This window comes from Methylobacterium sp. FW306-05-D (assembly GCF_058782155.1).
The window spans coordinates 72,376-90,970 of sequence record NZ_JBYSXL010000010.1 but is presented as its reverse complement, the minus strand read 5'-3'; the positions used below and the strand labels follow the sequence as shown (position 1 = coordinate 90,970).

Annotated in this window: 14 protein-coding genes; 9 read left to right on the top strand and 5 right to left on the bottom strand. The window is 69.8% G+C overall.

Going from position 1 to position 18,595, the window contains the following annotated elements; translation table 11 throughout:
• Positions 1–91: 91 nt before the first annotated feature.
• Positions 92–2,149 (top strand): TonB-dependent receptor family protein, encoded by a 2,058-nt coding sequence (locus tag AC3WLN_RS06350; protein WP_492480213.1) that lies wholly within the window; start codon positions 92–94, stop codon positions 2,147–2,149.
• A 61-nt stretch (positions 2,150–2,210) separates the two neighbouring features.
• Entirely contained in the window at positions 2,211–3,191 is a 981-nt protein-coding gene (locus AC3WLN_RS06345; RefSeq protein ID WP_492480208.1) for an alginate O-acetyltransferase AlgX-related protein, read from the top strand.
• 58 nt (positions 3,192–3,249) lie between these two features.
• Here the strand turns inward: AC3WLN_RS06345 and AC3WLN_RS06340 are convergent, their stop codons facing one another.
• Both AC3WLN_RS06340 and AC3WLN_RS06335 read right to left on the bottom strand, forming a co-directional pair.
• Positions 3,250–5,682, bottom strand: a complete 2,433-nt coding sequence (locus AC3WLN_RS06340; RefSeq protein ID WP_492480207.1) for a penicillin-binding protein 1A — start codon at positions 5,680–5,682, stop codon at positions 3,250–3,252.
• Positions 5,683–5,918: 236 nt separating this feature from the next.
• A complete protein-coding gene (locus AC3WLN_RS06335; RefSeq protein ID WP_492480206.1) occupies positions 5,919–7,202 on the bottom strand; it encodes an N-acetylmuramoyl-L-alanine amidase in 1,284 nt (427 codons plus the stop codon).
• Positions 7,203–7,972: 770 nt separating this feature from the next.
• On the opposite strand from AC3WLN_RS06335, the gene AC3WLN_RS06330 reads away from it, so the two are divergent.
• Positions 7,973–11,047 (top strand): Rne/Rng family ribonuclease, encoded by a 3,075-nt coding sequence (locus tag AC3WLN_RS06330; RefSeq protein WP_492480205.1) that lies wholly within the window; start codon positions 7,973–7,975, stop codon positions 11,045–11,047.
• Positions 11,048–11,120: 73 nt separating this feature from the next.
• On the opposite strand, the gene AC3WLN_RS06325 is transcribed toward AC3WLN_RS06330, so the two are convergent.
• The gene (locus AC3WLN_RS06325; protein ID WP_492480204.1) at positions 11,121–12,299 is read right to left on the bottom strand and encodes a pyridoxal phosphate-dependent aminotransferase; all 1,179 of its coding nucleotides are present in this window, start codon (positions 12,297–12,299) and stop codon (positions 11,121–11,123) included.
• A 164-nt stretch (positions 12,300–12,463) separates the two neighbouring features.
• Between AC3WLN_RS06325 and AC3WLN_RS06320 the strand changes: the two genes are divergently transcribed.
• The 6 genes from AC3WLN_RS06320 to aat all read left to right on the top strand — a co-directional run bounded on the left by AC3WLN_RS06320 (position 12,464) and on the right by aat (position 17,238).
• Complete coding sequence (locus AC3WLN_RS06320) at positions 12,464–13,252, top strand: DsbA family protein (protein WP_492480203.1); 789 nt, start codon at positions 12,464–12,466, stop codon at positions 13,250–13,252.
• Between the two features lie 128 nt (positions 13,253–13,380).
• Positions 13,381–13,860, top strand: a complete 480-nt coding sequence (accB, locus tag AC3WLN_RS06315) for an acetyl-CoA carboxylase biotin carboxyl carrier protein (RefSeq protein ID WP_492480202.1) — start codon at positions 13,381–13,383, stop codon at positions 13,858–13,860.
• Positions 13,861–13,874: 14 nt separating this feature from the next.
• A complete protein-coding gene (gene accC, locus AC3WLN_RS06310) occupies positions 13,875–15,230 on the top strand; it encodes an acetyl-CoA carboxylase biotin carboxylase subunit (protein WP_492480201.1) in 1,356 nt (451 codons plus the stop codon).
• Positions 15,231–15,338: 108 nt separating this feature from the next.
• On the top strand, positions 15,339–15,647 hold the full coding sequence (locus tag AC3WLN_RS06305) for a hypothetical protein (RefSeq protein WP_492480200.1): 309 nt from the start codon (positions 15,339–15,341) through the stop codon (positions 15,645–15,647).
• 466 nt (positions 15,648–16,113) lie between these two features.
• Complete coding sequence (locus AC3WLN_RS06300; RefSeq protein WP_492480199.1) at positions 16,114–16,446, top strand: hypothetical protein; 333 nt, start codon at positions 16,114–16,116, stop codon at positions 16,444–16,446.
• 123 nt (positions 16,447–16,569) lie between these two features.
• Positions 16,570–17,238: a leucyl/phenylalanyl-tRNA--protein transferase gene (gene aat / locus AC3WLN_RS06295; protein ID WP_492480198.1), complete on the top strand. Its 669-nt coding sequence runs from the start codon at positions 16,570–16,572 to the stop codon at positions 17,236–17,238.
• A 20-nt stretch (positions 17,239–17,258) separates the two neighbouring features.
• Here the strand turns inward: aat and AC3WLN_RS06290 are convergent, their stop codons facing one another.
• Positions 17,259–17,900 (bottom strand): DUF2155 domain-containing protein, encoded by a 642-nt coding sequence (locus AC3WLN_RS06290; RefSeq protein ID WP_492480197.1) that lies wholly within the window; start codon positions 17,898–17,900, stop codon positions 17,259–17,261.
• Positions 17,901–18,059: 159 nt separating this feature from the next.
• Positions 18,060–18,476 carry an NADH:ubiquinone oxidoreductase subunit NDUFA12 gene (locus AC3WLN_RS06285; protein ID WP_492480196.1) on the bottom strand — a complete coding sequence of 139 codons (417 nt, stop codon included), beginning with the start codon at positions 18,474–18,476 and terminating at the stop codon, positions 18,060–18,062.
• Positions 18,477–18,595: the final 119 nt, after the last annotated feature.

Genomic DNA, 18,595 nt, shown 5'->3' with positions numbered 1-18,595 from the left:
CTCCCACACGCATGCCCCGTCCCCCGTGTCCGTGCTCCGGCCCACCCGTCCTGGAGCCGTCGCGCTCGCCTTGCTGGGCGGCGCCTCGCTCCTGCCCCTCCTCGCCGCGACGCCGTCCCGGGCCGAGGAATCGGCCGTCGCGACGCTGTCCGAACTCAGCATCGAGGGTGCCTCGGCCGGCTCCCTGACGGTGCCGAGCGTCGCGGCCCAGCGCGCCGCGGTGAACGCCACCGTCGGCTCCGTCGCCTTCGTCGATGCCAGGACCTTCCAGGATCGCTACGCCAATACCCTGCGCGATACCCTCAAGGACGTGCCGGGCGTCTACGTGCAGGAGCGATACGGCCAGGAACTGCGCCTCTCGGTGCGCGGCTCGGGCATCTCGCGCGGCTTCCACCTGCGCGGGCTCGAATTGCTGCAGGACGGCATCCCGCTGAACCTCGCCGACGGCAGCGGCGACTTCTACCAGGTCGATCCCCTCGGGCTGCGCTCGATCGAGGTCTACAAGGGCGGGAACGCCCTCACCTTCGGGGCGACGACCCTCGGCGGCGCCATCAACGTCGTCACGCCCACGGCCCAGACCGCCTTCGCGCCCAACATCCTGCGCATCGACGGCGGCGCCTTCAACACCATCCGGGAGAACTTCCAGGCCTCGCGCATCTCCGGCCCGGTCGATCTTCTCATCAACGGCACGATCACGAATTCCGACAGCTACCGGGACCACGAGACCCAGCGGACGCAGAACTTCAACGCCAATCTCGGCTACCAGCTGGCACCGGGGGTCGAGACACGGTTCTACGCGGGCGTCTACCTGACCGACCAGAAGCTCCCCGGCACGCTCAGCCTGTTCAACGCGCTGAACAACCCGACGCTGGCCAACTCGTCGGCGATTTCCGGCAACCAGTCGCGCAAGGTCGAGACCGAGCGGATCGCCAACCGCACCTCGTTCCTGCTCGATGTCGGCAAGCTCGATATCGACACCTGGGCGATTCACAAATCGCTCTACCACCCGATCTTCCAGGTCATCGACCAGGACGGCTGGACCTACGGGATCGCCCCCCACTGGGCCGGGACCTTCGACGTCGCCGGCTACCGCAACGACCTGATCCTCGGCCTGCGTGCCTTCGCGGGCCAGAACTCGGCGCTCCAGTTCGTCAACGTCGCCGGCCAGCGCGGCGCCCAGACACTGCGCGCGCTCCAGAGCGCCTCGAACTACGAGGCCTATGGCGAGAACCGCTTCTGGTTCCTGCCGGACGTGGCGCTGATGGTGGGCGCCAAGGCGTTCTCGTCCAACCGGACCTACAGCAACAAGGGCGGCTTCTCGGGCGCCAACGCGTTCCCGTCCTCGGCCAACGAGACCTATGCGGGGATCAACCCGAAGGTCGGCCTGCTCTGGCAGCCGCTGCCCGAGATCCAGGTCTTCGGCGACATCACCGGATCGCGCGACGTGCCGGACTTCTCCGACCTCGTGCAGCAGAATTCGCTCAACACCACCTTCGTGCCGTTGCGGTCGCAGCGCGCCGTGACCTACGAGGCCGGCACCCGCGGCCGCATCGACCGCCTGTCCTGGGACGTGACCCTCTACCGCTCCGAGATCCGCGACGAACTGATCAACTTCTCGATCAATCCGGGCCTCAACATCCCGGCCGCGACCTTCAATGCGCCCCGCACCCGCCATCAGGGCGTCGAGGCCGCCGCCTCCCTCGATCTCGCCCGCGACCTGTTCGGCACCGGCGACGGCGTCGTGGTCTCGCAGATCTGGACCCACAACGATTTCCGCTTCCGCGCCGATCCGGTCTTCGGCAACAACCAGATCGCCGGCATTCCGCGCGACGTTCTGCGCACGGTCCTGACCTATCGCAACCGCGAGGGCTTCCACATCAGCCCCTCCGTCGACTGGGTGCCGCAGGGCGCCTTCGCCGACCACGCCAACACCCTGAAGGTGCCGGGCTACGCGCTCCTCAACATCGCCGCCGGATACGACTTCCAGAACGGCGTCTCGCTGTTCGTCGATGCCCGCAACCTGACCGACGCCCGCTACGTCTCCGACATCTCGGTCGTGACCAATGCCCGCACGGTCGCGGGCGGACCGGTGGCGTTCTATCCGGGCGTCGGGCGCAGCATCTTCGGTGGCATCCGCGCCGGGTTCTGACCGGCGGACCGGCCGACCGGATGAGGGTGCGCCTTTCCCGCGCGCCCGCTAGAAGCACGCGATGACCGAGGGTTTCACCATCGCTCCGCCGTCCGGCGCGCGGGCGCCGGACCACCATCCCGATGTGCATATCGGGCGCGACGGCTGGCTCTTCCTCACGGGGGGCACCAACTCCGTGCTCGCGCAGTACCGCGAGCCGGGGGTGGCGCGCGCCACCCTCTGGCGCTGGCGCCGCATCCTGGAGGCCCGGGCCCGGCGCTGCGCCGGCCTCGGCACCCGCTACGCCCATGTGGTGGCCCCGGAGAAGCTGACGATCTACCCGCAGGCCTGCGACGGGCTGGCCTTCGATCCCGACCGCGCTCCGGTGCTGCGTCTGGAGCGCTGGCTCGGCCTCTCGCCGGCCCGGCGCCACTGGATCGATCTGGTGCGGCCGTTCCGGTCCCGCGCCGCGGAGGCACCGCTCTACTGTCGGACCGACAGCCACTGGAGCTTCGTCGGGTACCTCCTCGCCTATGGCGAGATCTGCCGCCATCTCGGCCTCGCCCCGCGCCAAGACATCGCCCGGCGCCGCATCGGCACGCCGGCCGCCTATGCGGGCGACCTCGGTCTGAAGTTCGACCCCGTCCGCACCGAGATCGCGGAGCCCTGCCGGTTCGAGACGTCGGCGCGGCGCATCTACGCCAACAGCCTGGTCACCGCCTTCGAAGCGGAGGGGCGGGGCCAGGAAGCGCATATCGGCGCCCACGTCGTCTACCGGAACGAGTCGCCCGAGGCCGACCCGCGCCGGCTGGTGCTGTTCGCCGATTCCTACGGCCACCACACGTCGACCCCGCATACGGGGAGCCTGACACCGCTCCTGGCCGACACCTTCCGCGAGGTCCACGTGCTGTGGTCGACCAGCATCGATTGGAGTTACGTCGCGCGGGTGAAGCCCGATTTCGTGGTCGCGGAGATCGCCGAGCGCTTCATGATCGAACTGCCGCAGAGGGGCTTCGACATCGAGAAGCTCGCGGACCTCGCCCTCGCCCGAAAATCGGCCTGAAACGACTCAGCGCCCCGGAGCGTGGCTCCGAGGCGCCGGGTAGGTGGTCCGCTGAGCCTCAGTAGAGGCCTCCAGCCTGGGCGGCGCGGTCGGCGTCCGGCGGCACGGCGGCCGGACCGCTCGATTGCTGCGCCGGAGCGGCGACGTAGGCGTCGGGCGGGGCGGTGCCGGGCTTGAAGGCCTCGAGGATGGTGCCGCCGCCCTCACCCGAGCCGGCGCGCATGCCGGAGGCGGCCGAGACGCGGATCAGCTTGATGCCCGGGGGCACGCGGAACGGCGTCGGCGGCTTGTCCTTGAGCGCCTGTTTCAGGAAGTCGAGGGCGATGGGGGCGGCGAGGCCGCCGCCGGTCGCCCGGTCACCCAGGGAGCGCGGCTTGTCGAAGCCGAGATAGACGCCCACAGCGAGGTCCGGCGAGAAGCCGACGAACCAGGCGTCCTTGGCGTCGTTGGTCGTCCCGGTCTTGCCGGCCAGCGGCTTGCCGATCTGCTTCAGGATGGTGGCGGTGCCGCGCTGGACCACGCCCTCCATGATCGAGACCATCTGGTAGGCGGTCAGCGGGTCGAGGACCTGCTCGGAATCGTCCACCAGCTTGGGCTCGTCCTGGCCCGACCACTTGTCCGCGTCGCAGCCGAGGCACTTGCGGTTGTCATGCTTGTAGATGGTCTCGCCGACGCGGTCCTGGATGCGGTCGATGAGGGTCGGGCGGATGCGCCGGCCGCCATTGGCGAGCATCGAGTAGGCGGTGACCATGCGCATGACCGTGGTCTCGCCGGCGCCCAGCGACATCGGCAGCACCGGGAGCATGTCGTCGTAGACGCCGAAGCGGCGGGCATACTCGGCGATGAGCGGCATGCCGACATCCTTGGCCAGCCGCACCGTCATCAGGTTCTTCGAGTGCTCGATGCCGTAGCGCAGGGTGTGCGGGCCGCCCGATTTGCCGTCGTAGTTCGAGGGCGTCCAGGCCTCCTGGCCGGGACCGGCCTCGATGGTGATCGGCGAATCCTGCACGATGGAGGACGGGGTGTAGCCGTTGTCGAGGGCGGCGGAATAGACGATCGGCTTGAACGAGGAGCCGGGCTGGCGCATCGCCTGGGTGGCGCGGTTGAACTGGCTCTCGTCATAGGAGAAACCGCCGACCATCGCGTGCACGCGGCCGGTATAGGGGTCCATCGCCACGATCGCGCCCGAGACCTCGGGCCGCTGGCGCAGGCGGTACTGATTGCGGCTCGTATCCGTCGCCTCGACATAGACGACGTCGCCCGGGTTCAGCGCCGCGGCGGGCGAGCGCCCGGTCCAGCGGGTTCCCTCGGCCGTGATCGTGCCGGTCTCGCGATCCTTCGAGACCTGGCCCGAGGCTTCGCGGCGCGGCTGAAGGCCGATCTGCGCGGCACCGCCATTGGTGTTCAGCACCACGGCGAGGCGCCAGGGCGCGACGTCGCCGAGGCCGGGTACTTCCGCGACGGCCAGGCCCCAGTCGCGGCCGACGAGGTCGACCTTGGCCTGCGCTCCGCGCCAGCCGTGGGACTGGTCGTAGCGGATCAGGCCGTCCACCAGGGCCTTGCGGGCCCAGGCCTGCATCTTCGGGTCCAGGGTCGCGCGCACCGAGAGGCCGCCCTCGTAGAGCTTCTTCTCGCCGTAGCGCTCGGCGATCTCGCGCCGGACCTCCTCGGTGAAGTAGTTGGCGTTGGCGGCGTTGGCGAAGGCGACGCGCGGATTGACGCCCAGGGGCATCTTGCGGGCGGCCTCGGCCTCCTCCTTGGTGATGTACCCGTTCTGGGCCATCAGGCCGATGATCTCGTTGCGCCGGTCGAGCGCCTTCTGGGTCTGGCGATAGGGATGGTAGTTGTTCGGCCCCTTCGGCAGGGCGGCCAGGTAGGCCGCCTCGTTGATCGTCAGCTCGTGGACCGACTTGCCGAAATAATCGAGCGCGGCCGCCGCGACGCCGTGCAGGTTGCGGCCGGGCACGATGGTGCCGAGGAAGATCTCGTTCAGGTACAGTTCGAGGATCTTGTCCTTCGAATAGGCGGCCTCGATCCGGAAGGCGATCAGCGCTTCCTTCGCCTTGCGCTCGAAGGTCTGCTCCGGCGACAGAAGGAAGTTCTTGGCCACCTGCTGGGTGATGGTCGAGGCGCCCTGCTTCTTGCCGCTCTTGAAGTTGGTCAGCGCGGCGCGCACGAGGCCTTCGGGGTCGACGCCGCCGTGCTTGTAGAAGTTCTTGTCCTCGGCCGAGAGGAAGGCCGCGACGACGATCTTCGGCATCGCCTGGATCGGCAGGTAGAGTCGGCGCTCGCTGGCATATTCGGCCAGCAGTGACCCGTCCGCCGCATGCACGCGGCTCATCACCGGCGGCTCGTAATTCGCGAGCGCGGCGTGGTCCGGCAGGTCCTGGCTGAACTTCCAGTAGAAGAACGCGGCCGCTGCGGCGGCGATCACGAACACCATCGCGCCGACGCTGAACAGGAAGCCGAAGAAACGAAGGATGAAGCGCATCCGGGTCCCGTCCGTCGATGATCCACCGCCGCCGGCCGGCCGCGAGAACACCCGCCACGATGGCGCGTGCCTTCTCGGACCGTGTCCCATCCCGAAATGCAAGAGTCCCGCCGCGCAAAAATGCGGTCGAGCTCACGATGTCGGCGGCGTTCGCTCAAGCGCGCCGCGATCAGTCCCGCCGAAGGGATCGGCAGCGATGTGACCGGAGCGCTGTGAGCCCCGGTTTCACACGCATTCTATGGTGAAACTGGGGCGATTGCCGCCGAGCGCCGGGGCGGTTGCGGCCGGGTCAGGGAGGTCCGGCTGCCGAAGAACGCGTCGATCGCCTTGGCCATGCCGCCCGTCACTTCGGCGCGCCAGCCCTCCGACTGCAGCAGGTCGAGATCGTGCTTGCTCGAGAGATAGCCGAGCTCCACCAGCACGGAGGGCACATCAGGGGAGCGCAGCACCTGGAAGCCGGCCTCGCGGTGCGGCTTGGCGCTCATCTCCATCACGGGTCCCAGATGGGTCATCAGCCCCTTGGCGAAGCCGGAGGAGAACGTGCGGGTCTCGCGCAGGGTGAGTTCCTGGAGGATGTCGGCGACGTGACCCGGGCCCTCGTTGGATTCGGTGCCCGCGGCGGCGTCGGCGCGGTTCTCGCGCTCGGCGAGCTTGGCCGATTCGGCGTCTGTCGCCTTCTCGGAGCCGGTATAGATCGTGGCGCCGCGCACCTGCGGCGCCGACGAGATCGAGTCCGCGTGGATCGAGACGAACAGGTCGGCCTTGGCCTCGCGGGCGAGGCGGACGCGCTCGGAGAGCGGCACGAACACGTCGCGGTCGCGGGTCATCCGGACCCGGTAGCGCCCGCCCGATTCGAGGCGGGTCACCAGGGCCTGGGCGAAGCCGAACACGATGTCCTTCTCGAAGACCCCGGTGGCCGCGATGGCGCCGGGATCGGTGCCGCCGTGGCCGGCATCGACCATGATCAGCGGGCGGGCATCGGTCGGTTCCGGCGCGAGCGCGGCCTTTCGCTGGGCCGGGGCCGGATCGCTCGCCACGGCGGCGCGGCGGAAACCCTCGCGGTCGCTGCGCTGGAACTCGATGCTGAGCAGCACGGCGCCGTCGCGCGGGCGCGTCACCGTCTCGATCCGCCCCACCGTGGCGGGCTGGGCGAGGTCGACGACGATGCGCGAGCGGCCCGGCGCGAACAGCCCGTAGCGGAACGACGAGACCACGCCGTCGCGCTTGCGCCCGGTCTCGGGCCCGAGCTGGAAGTTCACCTCGGCGAGATCGATCACCGCCCGGTCTGGCCGTTCCATCACGAAGGCCTTGGCGTCGATGGCCTTGGAGAGCGTCAGGGTCAGCTTGGTGGTGGCGCCGCTGGTGGCGAGATCGGCCGCGATGGCGACCGCAGCCTGGGAGGCGGCGCCGCGCGTCTTGTCGGTGTCCTGGGCCAAGGCGCCGGGACCCGCGGCCTGGACCGCCCCGGCACAGGCCAGGGCGAGGAGGACGGAGCGGAGAAGGCGGGCGCGTCTCGGCATCGTTCCGGCAATCATCCCCGTGAGGACGGGCACACCCCGTCGGGGCGTGCCCGCGAGCGGGCTGTGGCGTAAGCCTGCCTCTACGGGATACAGACGGGATGGTTAACCGTTCCTCAAAGGCCCCGTTCCACTTCCCGGCCGCTTGTGTCCCGGAGGCGACAGCCCGCGCCTCGGCACGCCGGAGCGACGGCGGAACGGCCTCGCAGCGCCCGCCCCAGATTAAGGACCTTGCCAAAACGTCGCGACGCTCTGTAATGATACGGTCCCCTTCCCGGTGCCGTGCGGTTTGCTCCGCGGCCCGCGGGCGCGGCCCGGCATCGCGCCGGATCGCCTTCGCAGTCGGTTCCCCGCGTCAGACATGGCGGCATAGCAAGGCCGGGTGGGAGTCGGTTCATTCGGTGGCTTTTTCAGCCGCCGCACCGTTCTTCACATGCCGGCCTGTCCTCGGACGGGCCCATACAGTCTTCGCGAGGTCAGGGAGAGAATGAGCGGACACACAGCATCGGTTGCCGTTGCTCGTGTTCAACGCCTGCGCGTTTCGCGTGGCGCCGCCTTCTCGTCGACCCTGGCCAGGATCAACCCCACGCGCGCCGGGATCCGGCGCCCAAAGGCGGTTGGCGGCAATCCCTTCCCCACAGCTTCCGCGACCCCCTTCCCCGGGTCGTCACGGGCGCCGATCCTCCGAGCCGACGAGCCCGGACCGGACGGCGCCCCATCGGGACCGCGCGGTTCGAGGAGAACGACGTCGACCGCCATGTCGAAAGTTCGTCATGGCCAACAACAACAAGATGCTCATCGACGCGATGCACCCGGAGGAGACCCGGGTCGTCACGGTTCACGGTTCTAGGGTCGAGGAATTCGATTTCGAGGCGGCCAACCGGCGTCAGCTTCGCGGAAACATCTACCTCGCCAAGGTGACGCGCGTGGAGCCCTCGCTCCAGGCCGCCTTCATCGAGTACGGCGGCAACCGCCACGGGTTCCTGGCCTTCAGCGAGATCCACCCGGACTATTACCAGATCCCCCTGGCGGACCGTCAGGCCCTGCTGGAGGACGAGGCCCGCGAGGCCGAGGAGCACCGGGAGCGCGAGGAGCGCAAGCCCCGCCGCCGCTCGCGCGGACGCCGCGACGGCACCTCGGCCAAGAAGGCGCGCACCTCCGAGACGGTGACCTCCGAGGACGTCGCCGAGCTGCCGGCCGGCGAGACCTCCAACATCCGGGGCGCCTCCGGCGAGACCGGGGCCGACGATCCGGCCATCGGCGTGACCGACGCGCTGCTCGAGGGCGGCCTCGGCAACGTGCCGCAGGCGGTTCTGCCCGGCAGCGACGAATCCGCCGACCTGCCGCAATCCGCCCTGGACAGCGGCGAGACCTCCGAAGCCCCCGGTGCCTCCGCGCCGGACGCCCGCGCCTCCGACGATGCGGCGCCCGCCGGCGCCACCGCCGAGGCTCCGGTCGAGCCCGCCGCCGAACTGGCGCTGGAAGCCGCGCCCATGGGCGAGGCCGTCGGCTCCGACGCCGCGCCCGCCTCCGAGACCACGTCCGAGGACGAGTCCGACGAGGAGGATGCGGACGAGGGCGACGAGGATTCGGACGAGGACGAGTCGGACGACGAGTCCGAGGACGACGACGACGATTCCGATGAGGACGACGACGAGGACGACGACGAGAGCGAGGGCGAGGACGGCGAGCGTCCGCAGAAGATCGCCCAGGTCGGCGGCGACGCCCTGGCCGAGATCCCCGAGCGTCCGCGCACCTACCGTCGTCACTACAAGATCCAGGAGGTCATCAAGCGCCGCCAGATCATCCTGGTGCAGGTCGTCAAGGAGGAGCGCGGCACCAAGGGCGCGGCGCTGACCACCTACCTGTCCCTGGCCGGGCGCTACTCGGTGCTGATGCCGAACACCGGCCGTGGCGGCGGCATCTCCCGCAAGATCACCTCGGCCGCCGACCGCAAGCGCCTCAAGGAAGTCGCCCAGGACCTGGAGGTGCCCGAGGGGATGGGCGTCATCCTGCGCACGGCCGGCGCGTCCCGCACGAAGCCCGAGATCAAGCGCGACTTCGAGTACCTGATGCGCCTGTGGGAGAGCGTGCGCGAGCTGACGCTGTCCTCCTCGGCCCCGGCCCTGGTCTACGAGGAGGGCTCGCTGATCAAGCGCGCCATCCGCGACCTCTACAACAAGGACATCGACGATATCCTGGTGGCGGGCGACGAGGCCTACCGCGAGGCACGCGACTTCATGCGCATGCTGATGCCCGGCCAGTCCAAGGTCGTGCAGCCGTACCGCGACCCGACGCCGATCTTCGCGCGCTACGGGGTCGAGCAGCAGCTCGACGCGATGTTCTCCACCCATGTCACCCTGAAGTCGGGCGGCTATCTCGTCATCAACCCGACGGAGGCCCTCGTCTCCATCGACGTGAACTCGGGTCGCTCGACCCGCGAGCACGACATCGAGGACACCGCCCTGCGCACCAACCTGGAGGCCGCCGAGGAGGTCGCCCGCCAGCTGCGCCTGCGCGATCTCGCCGGCCTCGTCGTGATCGACTTCATCGACATGGAGGAGAAGCGCAACAACCGCGCCGTCGAGAAGAAGCTCAACGACTGCCTGAAGAACGACCGCGCCCGCATCCAGGTCGGCCGGATCTCCCCCTTCGGCCTGCTCGAGATGAGCCGCCAGCGCATCCGCACCGGCATGCTGGAGAGCTCGTCGCTCCCCTGCGCCCATTGCGGCGGCTCGGGCTACGTCCGCGCGACCTCGTCGGTGGCGCTGCAGATCCTGCGTGCGATCGAGGAGTCGCTCCTCAAGAGCACGACCCACAACCTCATCCTGCGTACCCGCACCGAGGTGGCTCTCTACATCCTCAATCAGAAGCGCGCGCACCTGCGCGAGCTCGAGGTGCGCTTCGGCGTCTCGCTGACCATCGCGGCGGACGAGCGTCTCGCCGCCACCTCCGCCTTCCAGCTCGAACGCGGCGAGCCCGCGATCCGCGCCGAGGGACCGGTGACCGGTGTGCGCGCCGTGGCGATCAGCTCCGCCCTCGAGCCCGAGGAGGATTTCGATCCGGAGATCGAGGAGGAGGCCCTCGAGGCCGAGTCCGAGGACTCCGAGGCCGACGCTCCGACGCAGGAGGCCCGCGAGCGGGACGAGGGCCGCGAGAAGAACGCCGATGGCAGCGAGGGCCGCGGCGGGCGCCGTCGCCGCCGCCGCCGCCGCGGGGGTCGGAACGAGACCGGTGAGCAGGCCGGGACGGACGCGTCCTCCGAAGGGGACGAGGACGGCGAGGGGGAGGAATCCGAGGAGATCGCTGCGCAGGCCGAGGGCGACGAGACGGTGGCGACCACCGAGAGCCCGGCCGGCGGCGAGGACGATGGCAGCGGCCGGCGCCGTCGCCGGGGTCGCCGCGGCGGCCGGGGCCGCGACCGCGAGGCGCGCGGCCGTGACGGCGAAGCTGCGAACCCGGAAGCCGCTCATCAGGAGAGCGGTGAGCGGGATACCGACGATCGGTCCTTCGGCGAACGGCCGGTCGCATCGGTCGAGGGCGACGAAGGCGCGGCCGATGCGCCGTCCGCCTTCCTCGGCGGGGAGGAGCCTGTGAGCGCCGAGGCGGTGTCCGAGGCCATGTCGCCCGCCGCTCCGGAGACCTCCGCCCCGGTGGCGCTGGAACTCCCGGTGGCGGCCGAGCCGCAGGCCGAGGCGTCCCGGCCGGAGGCACCTCAGGCCGCGGAAGCGCCGCCCGAGCCGAAGCCCGAGCCGGTCGCGGTGGTGCTGACGCCGCCGTCCGATCCGGACCGCCCGAAGCGCGCCGGCTGGTGGTCGCGGACTAAGGCGGCCCTGACGGGTGAGTGACCGTTCCTGAAAGACCGTTCCCGAGGGATCGAAACGAGGCGGGGTGGGCGTGCAGCCCGCCCCGTTTCGCGTTTCAGCGCAGCCAGCCCTTCAGGCGCCGCACCGCATCGGCGCAATCGGCGTTCGAGCCGGCGAACGAGAAGCGGACGTGGTGGCCGCCGTCTCGGCCGTCGAAATCGAGGCCCGGCGTCGCCGCGACGCCGGCCTCGTCGAGCATCCGCCGGCAGAAGGCGACCGAGTCGTCAGTGAGGTTCGAGATGTCGGCGTAGAGGTAGAAGGCGCCGTCGGCCGGGTGCGTCCGCCCGAGGCCGAGGCCCGGGAAGGCGTCAAGGAGCAGGGCCCGGTTGGCGGCGTAGCCGGCGCGCACGGCCTCGACCTCCTCCACGGCGTCGAAGGCCGCCAGCGCCGCCACCTGCGAGAGGTAGGGCGCCGAGATGTAGAGGTTCTGCGCTAGGCGCTCGACGGGCCGGGCGAGCCAGTCCGGCACCACCATCCAGCCGATGCGCCAGCCGGTCATGCACCAGGTCTTCGAGAACGAGTTGATGATGATCGCGTCGTCGTCGTAACGCAGCGCCGTCTCGGTGGGCACGCCGTAGGCGAGCCCGTGGTAGATCTCGTCGGAGATGAAGCGCAGGTTCAGGGCGCGCGCCGTGGCACAGAGATCGGCGAGGCGCGCGGGCTCGACCACGGTGCCGGACGGGTTGGCTGGGCTCATGACCAGGATGCCGGACAGGCCCTCCCGTTCGTGCAGGGTCCGCAGGGCGGCCCCCGTCGGAGCGAAGCGGTCGGCATCGTGCAGGACGAGCGGGGCCGGCACCAGGTCGAGCGCGTGGAGCAGGCTGCGATAGGCCGGGTATCCCGGCTGCGGAACCGCGACGCGGGCCCCGGCATCGAACAGTCCGAGGAAGGCCAGCACGAAGCCGGCCGAGGAGCCCGTGGTCACGACGATGCGGCTCGGCGACACCGTGACCCCGTAGGTCTCCGCATAATGGCGTGCGATGCGCTCGCGCAGGGCGGGCAGCCCGAGCGCCTGGGTGTAGGGCAAGGCCCCGGTCGCGAGCGCGGCCTGGGCCGCCGCGATCACCGCGCGCGGCGCCGGCGCCGAGGGCTGGCCGACCTCCATGTGGACGACGCCCTCCCCGCGTGCCTCGCGGGCGGCGGCGGCCGACATCACGTCCATGGCGAGGAAGGGCGCGACCCGCGCCGCACGCTCGGAGGGCAGGTTCGGGGAGAGGATCGGGGGCTGGCTCATCGGCTCCGTCATAGCCGCAGCGCCCTGCGGGCGCCAAACCCGCCATTCGGCGATTGACCGGCCGCCGCGAAAACGCCTAACCCGGCCTCTAACCGCATGTCGTACCGACGACACGACACCCGATGGCCGGCCTACGCCTGACCGGTCCCGCCCCGCGAGGACGTATGCCCCTCTTCCGTTCCCTGCTCTCCGCCACGATCCTGGCCGGCACCCTCGGCGCCGCCGTGGCCCAGACGACCCCGAGCCAGACCGCCCCGGCCGCCGCCTTCACGGATGCGCAGCGCCAGGCGATCGAGGGGATCATCAAGGACTACCTCGTCAAGAATCCCGAGGTTCTGCAGGAGGCGATCGCCGAGGGTGAGCGGCGCCAGCAGGAGACCCAGAAGCTGGCCCAGTCGGCGGCTCTCAAGGAATCCCGCGAGGCGCTGGTCAACTCGCCCCACGGCGTGGTCGCGGGCAACCCGGCGGGCGACGTCACCCTGGTCGAGTTCTTCGACTACAATTGCGGCTATTGCCGCAAGGCGCTCTCGGACATCCAGGCCCTGATCAAGGGCGACCCGAAGCTGCGCGTCGTGCTCAAGGACTTCCCCGTGCTCGGCGCCGAATCCCTGGAGGCCAGCAAGATCGCCCTCGCGGCCAAGCAGCAGCTCAAGGGCGACAAGATCTTCGAGTTCCACACCAAGCTCCTGGAATCCAAGGGCCGGGTGAACGGCGAGCGCGCCGTGGCCGTGGCCAAGGAGATGGGCCTCGACGTCGCGCGGCTGACCAAGGACGCCCAGGGCCCCGAGGTGAAGGCCGCCCTGTCGGAGAATGTCGGGCTCGGCGACAAGCTCGGCCTGTCCGGCACCCCCGCCTTCATCATCGGGGACGAGATCATCCCGGGGGCCGTCGGCATCGAGCCGATCCGCAAGACGATCTCCGACGTGCGCCAGTGCGGCCACGCCAGCTGCTGAGCCGCCTGCCTCCTTCGATTTCCGCCGACGCCGCCTTGCCTGTCGGGCGCGGCGTCGACATTTCCCCCCGACCGTAGCCGCACCGCGCGGCTGATCCGAAGACGACCGAGCCGATGCCCAAGGAGCCGATGTCCAAGAACGACCCCTTCGATCCGGAGCTCGTCCGCGAGCTTGCCAAGCTCATCAACGAGACCGATCTCAGCGAGATCGAGGTCGAGAAGGGGGATCTGCGCATCCGCGTCGCCCGCCGCATCGAGACGGTCCAGGTGCAGGTGGCCGCCCCGGCGCCGGCGCCCGCGATGGCCGCCGTCGCCGCCCCCGTCCCGGTTCCCGGCCCCGGTGGCGGCCTCGATCGCAAGGCCGGCGCCGGCCATCCCGGTTCGGTCCCCTCCCCGATGGTCGGCACCGCCTATCGCCGACCGTCGCCGGAGGCCAAGCTGTTCGTCGATGTCGGCTCGAAGGTCGAGGTGGGCGACAAGCTCCTGCTCATCGAGGCGATGAAGACCTTCAACGAGATCGTCGCCCCCCGCGCCGGCACCGTGACCGCCGTCTTCGTCGAGGACGGCCAGCCCGTCGAGTTCGGCGAACCCCTCCTCGTCATCGAGTGAGCAGCGCCGCACCCATGTTCGACAAGATCCTGATTGCCAACCGGGGCGAGATCGCCCTGCGCATCCTGCGCGCGGCCAAGGAACTCGGGATCGCCACCGTGGCGGTCCATTCCACCGCCGATGCCGATGCCATGCACGTGCGCCTCGCCGACGAGAGCGTCTGCATCGGCCCGCCGGCGGCCCGCGACAGCTACCTCAACATTCCGTCGATCATCGCGGCCTGCGAGATCACCGGGGCCGACGCGGTCCATCCGGGCTACGGCTTCCTCTCCGAGAATGCGCGCTTCGCCGAGGTTCTGGCCCACCACAATATCGGCTTCATCGGCCCCAAGGCGGAGCATATCCGCATCATGGGCGACAAGATCGAGGCCAAGCGGACCGCCAAGCGCCTGGGCATTCCCTGCGTGCCCGGTTCCGAAGGCGGCGTCGAGGATCCCGAGGAGGCCAAGCGCATCGCCGCCGAGATCGGCTATCCGGTCCTGGTCAAGGCGGCCTCCGGTGGCGGCGGGCGCGGCATGAAGGTCGCGCGGTCCGAGGCCGATCTGGAAGAGGCGCTGGGCATGGCCCGCACCGAGGCCAAGGCGGCCTTCGGCGACGACGCGGTCTATCTGGAGAAGTACCTGGAGAAGCCGCGCCACATCGAGGTGCAGGTTCTCGGCGACGGACGCGGCAACGCGGTGCACCTCGCCGAGCGCGACTGTTCGCTCCAGCGCCGGCACCAGAAGGTCTGGGAGGAAGGCGGCTCGCCGGCCCTCAACGCCGACATGCGTGCCGAGATCGGCGGCATCTGCGCCCGTGCGATGCAGGAGCTGCAATACCTCGGCGCCGGCACCGTGGAGTTCCTCTACGAGGACGGGAAGTTCTACTTCATCGAGATGAACACCCGGATTCAGGTCGAGCATCCGGTCACCGAGATGATCACCGGCATCGACCTGGTGAACGAGCAGATCCGCGTCGCCGCGGGGCTGCCGCTGTCGATGACGCAGGACGAGATCAAGGTCGAGGGGCACGCCATCGAGTGTCGGATCAATGCCGAGCACCCGGCCACCTTCCGCCCCTCCCCCGGCCTGATCACCTACTTTCATCCGCCCGGCGGCCTCGGCGTCCGGGTCGATTCGGCGGTGTTCCAGGGCTACCGCATCCCGCCGAACTACGATTCGTTGATCGGCAAGCTGATCGTGCACGGGCGCACCCGCAACGAGTGCCTGATGCGCCTGCGCCGGGCCCTCGACGAGTTCGTCGTCGACGGCGTCGACACGACGCTGCCCCTGTTCCGGACCCTGGTGCGCAACCCCGATGTCCAGAACGGCGATTACGACATCCACTGGCTCGAAAAATTCCTGGCCGATGGCGGCCTCGACGAGCCGTAAGATCGGACGACACGGGAACAGGGAGGGCGTGTGCTCGTTTCAGAGCATTCTCCCAGGCTTGGCCGCGGATTCCGCATCGCCGAGCCGCACTCGAAGGTTTGATTTCCCGTGCGTTTGACGATCCCCCTCCTGGCCGGCCTCCTCCTCGCCGGCCCCGCCCTCGCGCAGTCCCCGTCCGGCAATGTCGGCCAGCCCGAGCGGGCCGTGCCGCAGGCCGGCGGCACCACCCGCGGGCCGATCGACAATCCGTCGACCCGTGACATTCCCCCGGCTCCGGGCGCCGTGACGGCACCGGTCGGCGAGCGCGGCATGAGCCCCGGTGCCGGTGCGATCGACTCGGCCAAGGGCGGCAACGCCAACGACACCAACCGCGGCGTGCCGAACACCGGCACGACCTCGGGCGGCCCGGCCCGCTGATCGGCATCGCATCCGCGACGATCGTCTCAGCCCTGGACGAAAGAGGCCGGCCCCGAAAAGGGCCGGCTTTTCCGTGCCACATCACCTCTTTGTGCGATGGGGCCCCGACCGGCGTCGCAGGAGCACGGCAAAATGTGTGATTGCGCACAACCGAATTGCCCGTGAATCATCTGCCGATTCGTATCACTGATCTGAATGGGATCTTCTGCAAAAGCCGGTTCAGTTCGGATGGTCCCGAACCGAGCCGTTCGAGCACGAATTGCGTCCAGTGGGAATGATCTCTGCATCTTCCAGAGGGCTTGCCTGCGACCGATTGCCAGCAAAGAACCCTTCGGAACGCTTTGATCGGTCAGGACTTCTTCCACCAGATCGGTCGGGCGGAGACGGAATGGGCCACGAGGCCCACCGGCGATCCTCTCCGCCCGCGACCGAATTTTCCTAACGATCGAACGTCCGAAAGACTCCCATGCGCACCTTCACGCTCACCTTCGTCGCCGCCTCGCTGATCGCCTCGGCCGCCCTCGCCCAATCCCCCTCCGGCAATGTCGGCCAGCCCGAGCGGGCCTTCCCGCAGGCCGGCAGCACCACCCGCGGCCCGATCGACAATCCGTCGGTCTACGGCGCCTACCGCAACGCCGACGGCCGCGTCGACATGGACGTGACCGGCTCGGTCGTCGAGGCGCCCTACGCCAACAACCGCGAGGCGATCGTCGAGGATTCGGCGAAGGGCGGAAACGCCGAGCAGCCCAACCGGATCGTGCCGAACCTGGGCACCACCTCGGGCGGCCCGAACTTCTGAGCGGCATCCACCTGAAGGATGCGAGGGCGGGGCCGCGAGGCTCCGCCCTTTTTCGTGGGTCGGACCGGCCGTGCGACCCGCCTGCCTCTGGCCTTCCGGGCGGCACCGCTTCAAAATCATCCCATGTACGATGGTGACCGCGTCGAGATCACGCCCGAGATCCTTCTGAAGGCGTATGCGGCCGGGATCTTCCCGATGGCGGAGGATGCCGACGATCCGGCCATCTACTGGGTCGAGCCGCGCGCGCGGGGTGTCCTGCCGCTCGATGCCTTCCACGTCGCCAAGCGCCTGGCCCGCACCGTGCGCTCGGACGTGTTCGAGGTCCGGACCGACCAGGATTTCGATGCGGTGATTGCCGGCTGCGCCGCTCCGCGGGCCGATGCCGAGCGCACCTGGATCAACGGCCGCATCCGCGACCTCTACGGCGCCCTGTTCGAGGCGGGGCACGCCCACACCGTGGAGGTGTTCCTCGACGGTGAGCGGGTCGGCGGCCTCTACGGCGTTTCGCTCGGCGCGGCCTTCTTCGGGGAGAGCATGTTCCACACGGTGCGCGACGCCTCGAAGGTCGCCCTGGTGCATCTCGTCGCCCGGCTGCGGGCCGGGGGCTACCGCCTCGCCGACACGCAGTTCGTGACGGACCACCTGATGCAGTTCGGGGCCGAGGAGCTGCCGCGCCACGTCTACAAGCGGCGTCTGGCCGAGGCGATCATCCTGCCGGCGGACTGGAACGTCTGGCCGGGAGACGGGTCCGTTCGCGGTCAGCGGGCCCTGGACGCCCTGACCGCACGCTGAGGCGTGCGGTCGCGCGAGCCCTACCGGAACAGCGCGTCGAACAGCGATTGCGGCTGCTGCGGCGGCGGAGCCGGGGCCGGTCCCTCGTTCGACGGGAAGAACTTCCGGGAGGGCTTCTGCTTGGGCTGGACCGGCACGCCGCGCGGCGCCTCCACGTCCACCTGCCCGTTCGGGTTGACCTGCTGGGCGGTACGGGTCGCATCCTGACCGCTCTTCGGGCGCCGGGTCTTCTCGGGCTTCGAGGCCATGGCGGGCATGTCCTCCTGCTCGCGGGCCTCGGCGATCACCTCGGAACCACCCTTACAATCGACGAGCCAGACGTCGTAGATCGGATGCTCGATCGCGTGCAGGCCCGGGCTCGAGGCGAACATCCAGCCGGTGAAGATGCGGCGGTACTTGTTGTCGAGGGTGACCTCGTCGACTTCGAGGAAGCCGGTGGTCTTGGGGCTCTCGGTCGGTGGCCGGCTGTAGCAGACCCGCGGCGTCAGCTGCAGGGCGCCGAACTGCACGGTCTCGTCCACCGCCACCTCGAAGGAGACGATGCGCCCGGTGATCTTGTCGAGGCCGGAGAACACCGCGGTCGGGTTCTTGATCTTGTCGGCGGCGGCCGGAAGGCTGAACAGGCCGATCGCGACCGACGCGAGGAGGAGGCGCTTGACCACGGAGCGAGACGATCCTGCTGTGCTGCGGCTCACGGGCGACCCTCCTCGCTGGCGCCCCATACGGGCGCGACGACGCGAGATCGTCTTAAGCGCGCGAAGATTGGTGGAAAAAGGGCCGGTCCATCGATCCGTGGTCCGTCGCCCGATGGGGGCCGACTCTCAGTTGCCCGGGCTCCAAGGCACGTAATCGCCGGTCGCGGCCGGGCGCTGGCCGACATTGAGCTGCGAGCCGCGCGGGCGGTAGGCACCGCTGGTGCCGGTCAGGTTCTCGACATGGACCTTCTGCCAGGCGCGGGGCGCGTAATCCTGCTCGCTCGGGGGCACGTCGCCGTTGTGGCAGAGCCAGGCGCGCCAGCCGGGGGGCACCTTCGAGGCATCGGCATAGCCGTTATAGACCACCCAGCGCCGTTCGGTGCCGACCGAGCGGTCGATCAGCGGCCCCTGCGCCCGGTAGTAGACGTTGCCGAGTTCGTCCGTGCCCACGCGCTGCCCGCTGCGCGCCGTGTAGAGCGCGAGCGACATCGTCTGCCCGTTCCACCAGGTGAAGATCCGCAGGAGCGTGTCCTTGAGAGCCATCGCGTTCGCCTGAATGGGGCTTGCGCGCCCCGTACCGAGTGTCGGCGCGGACTATGGTCAGGCGCATCCCCGAAGTCCAGTCGCGACCCTCCGCCGGCGGCGCGACGGTCGGTCCCCGT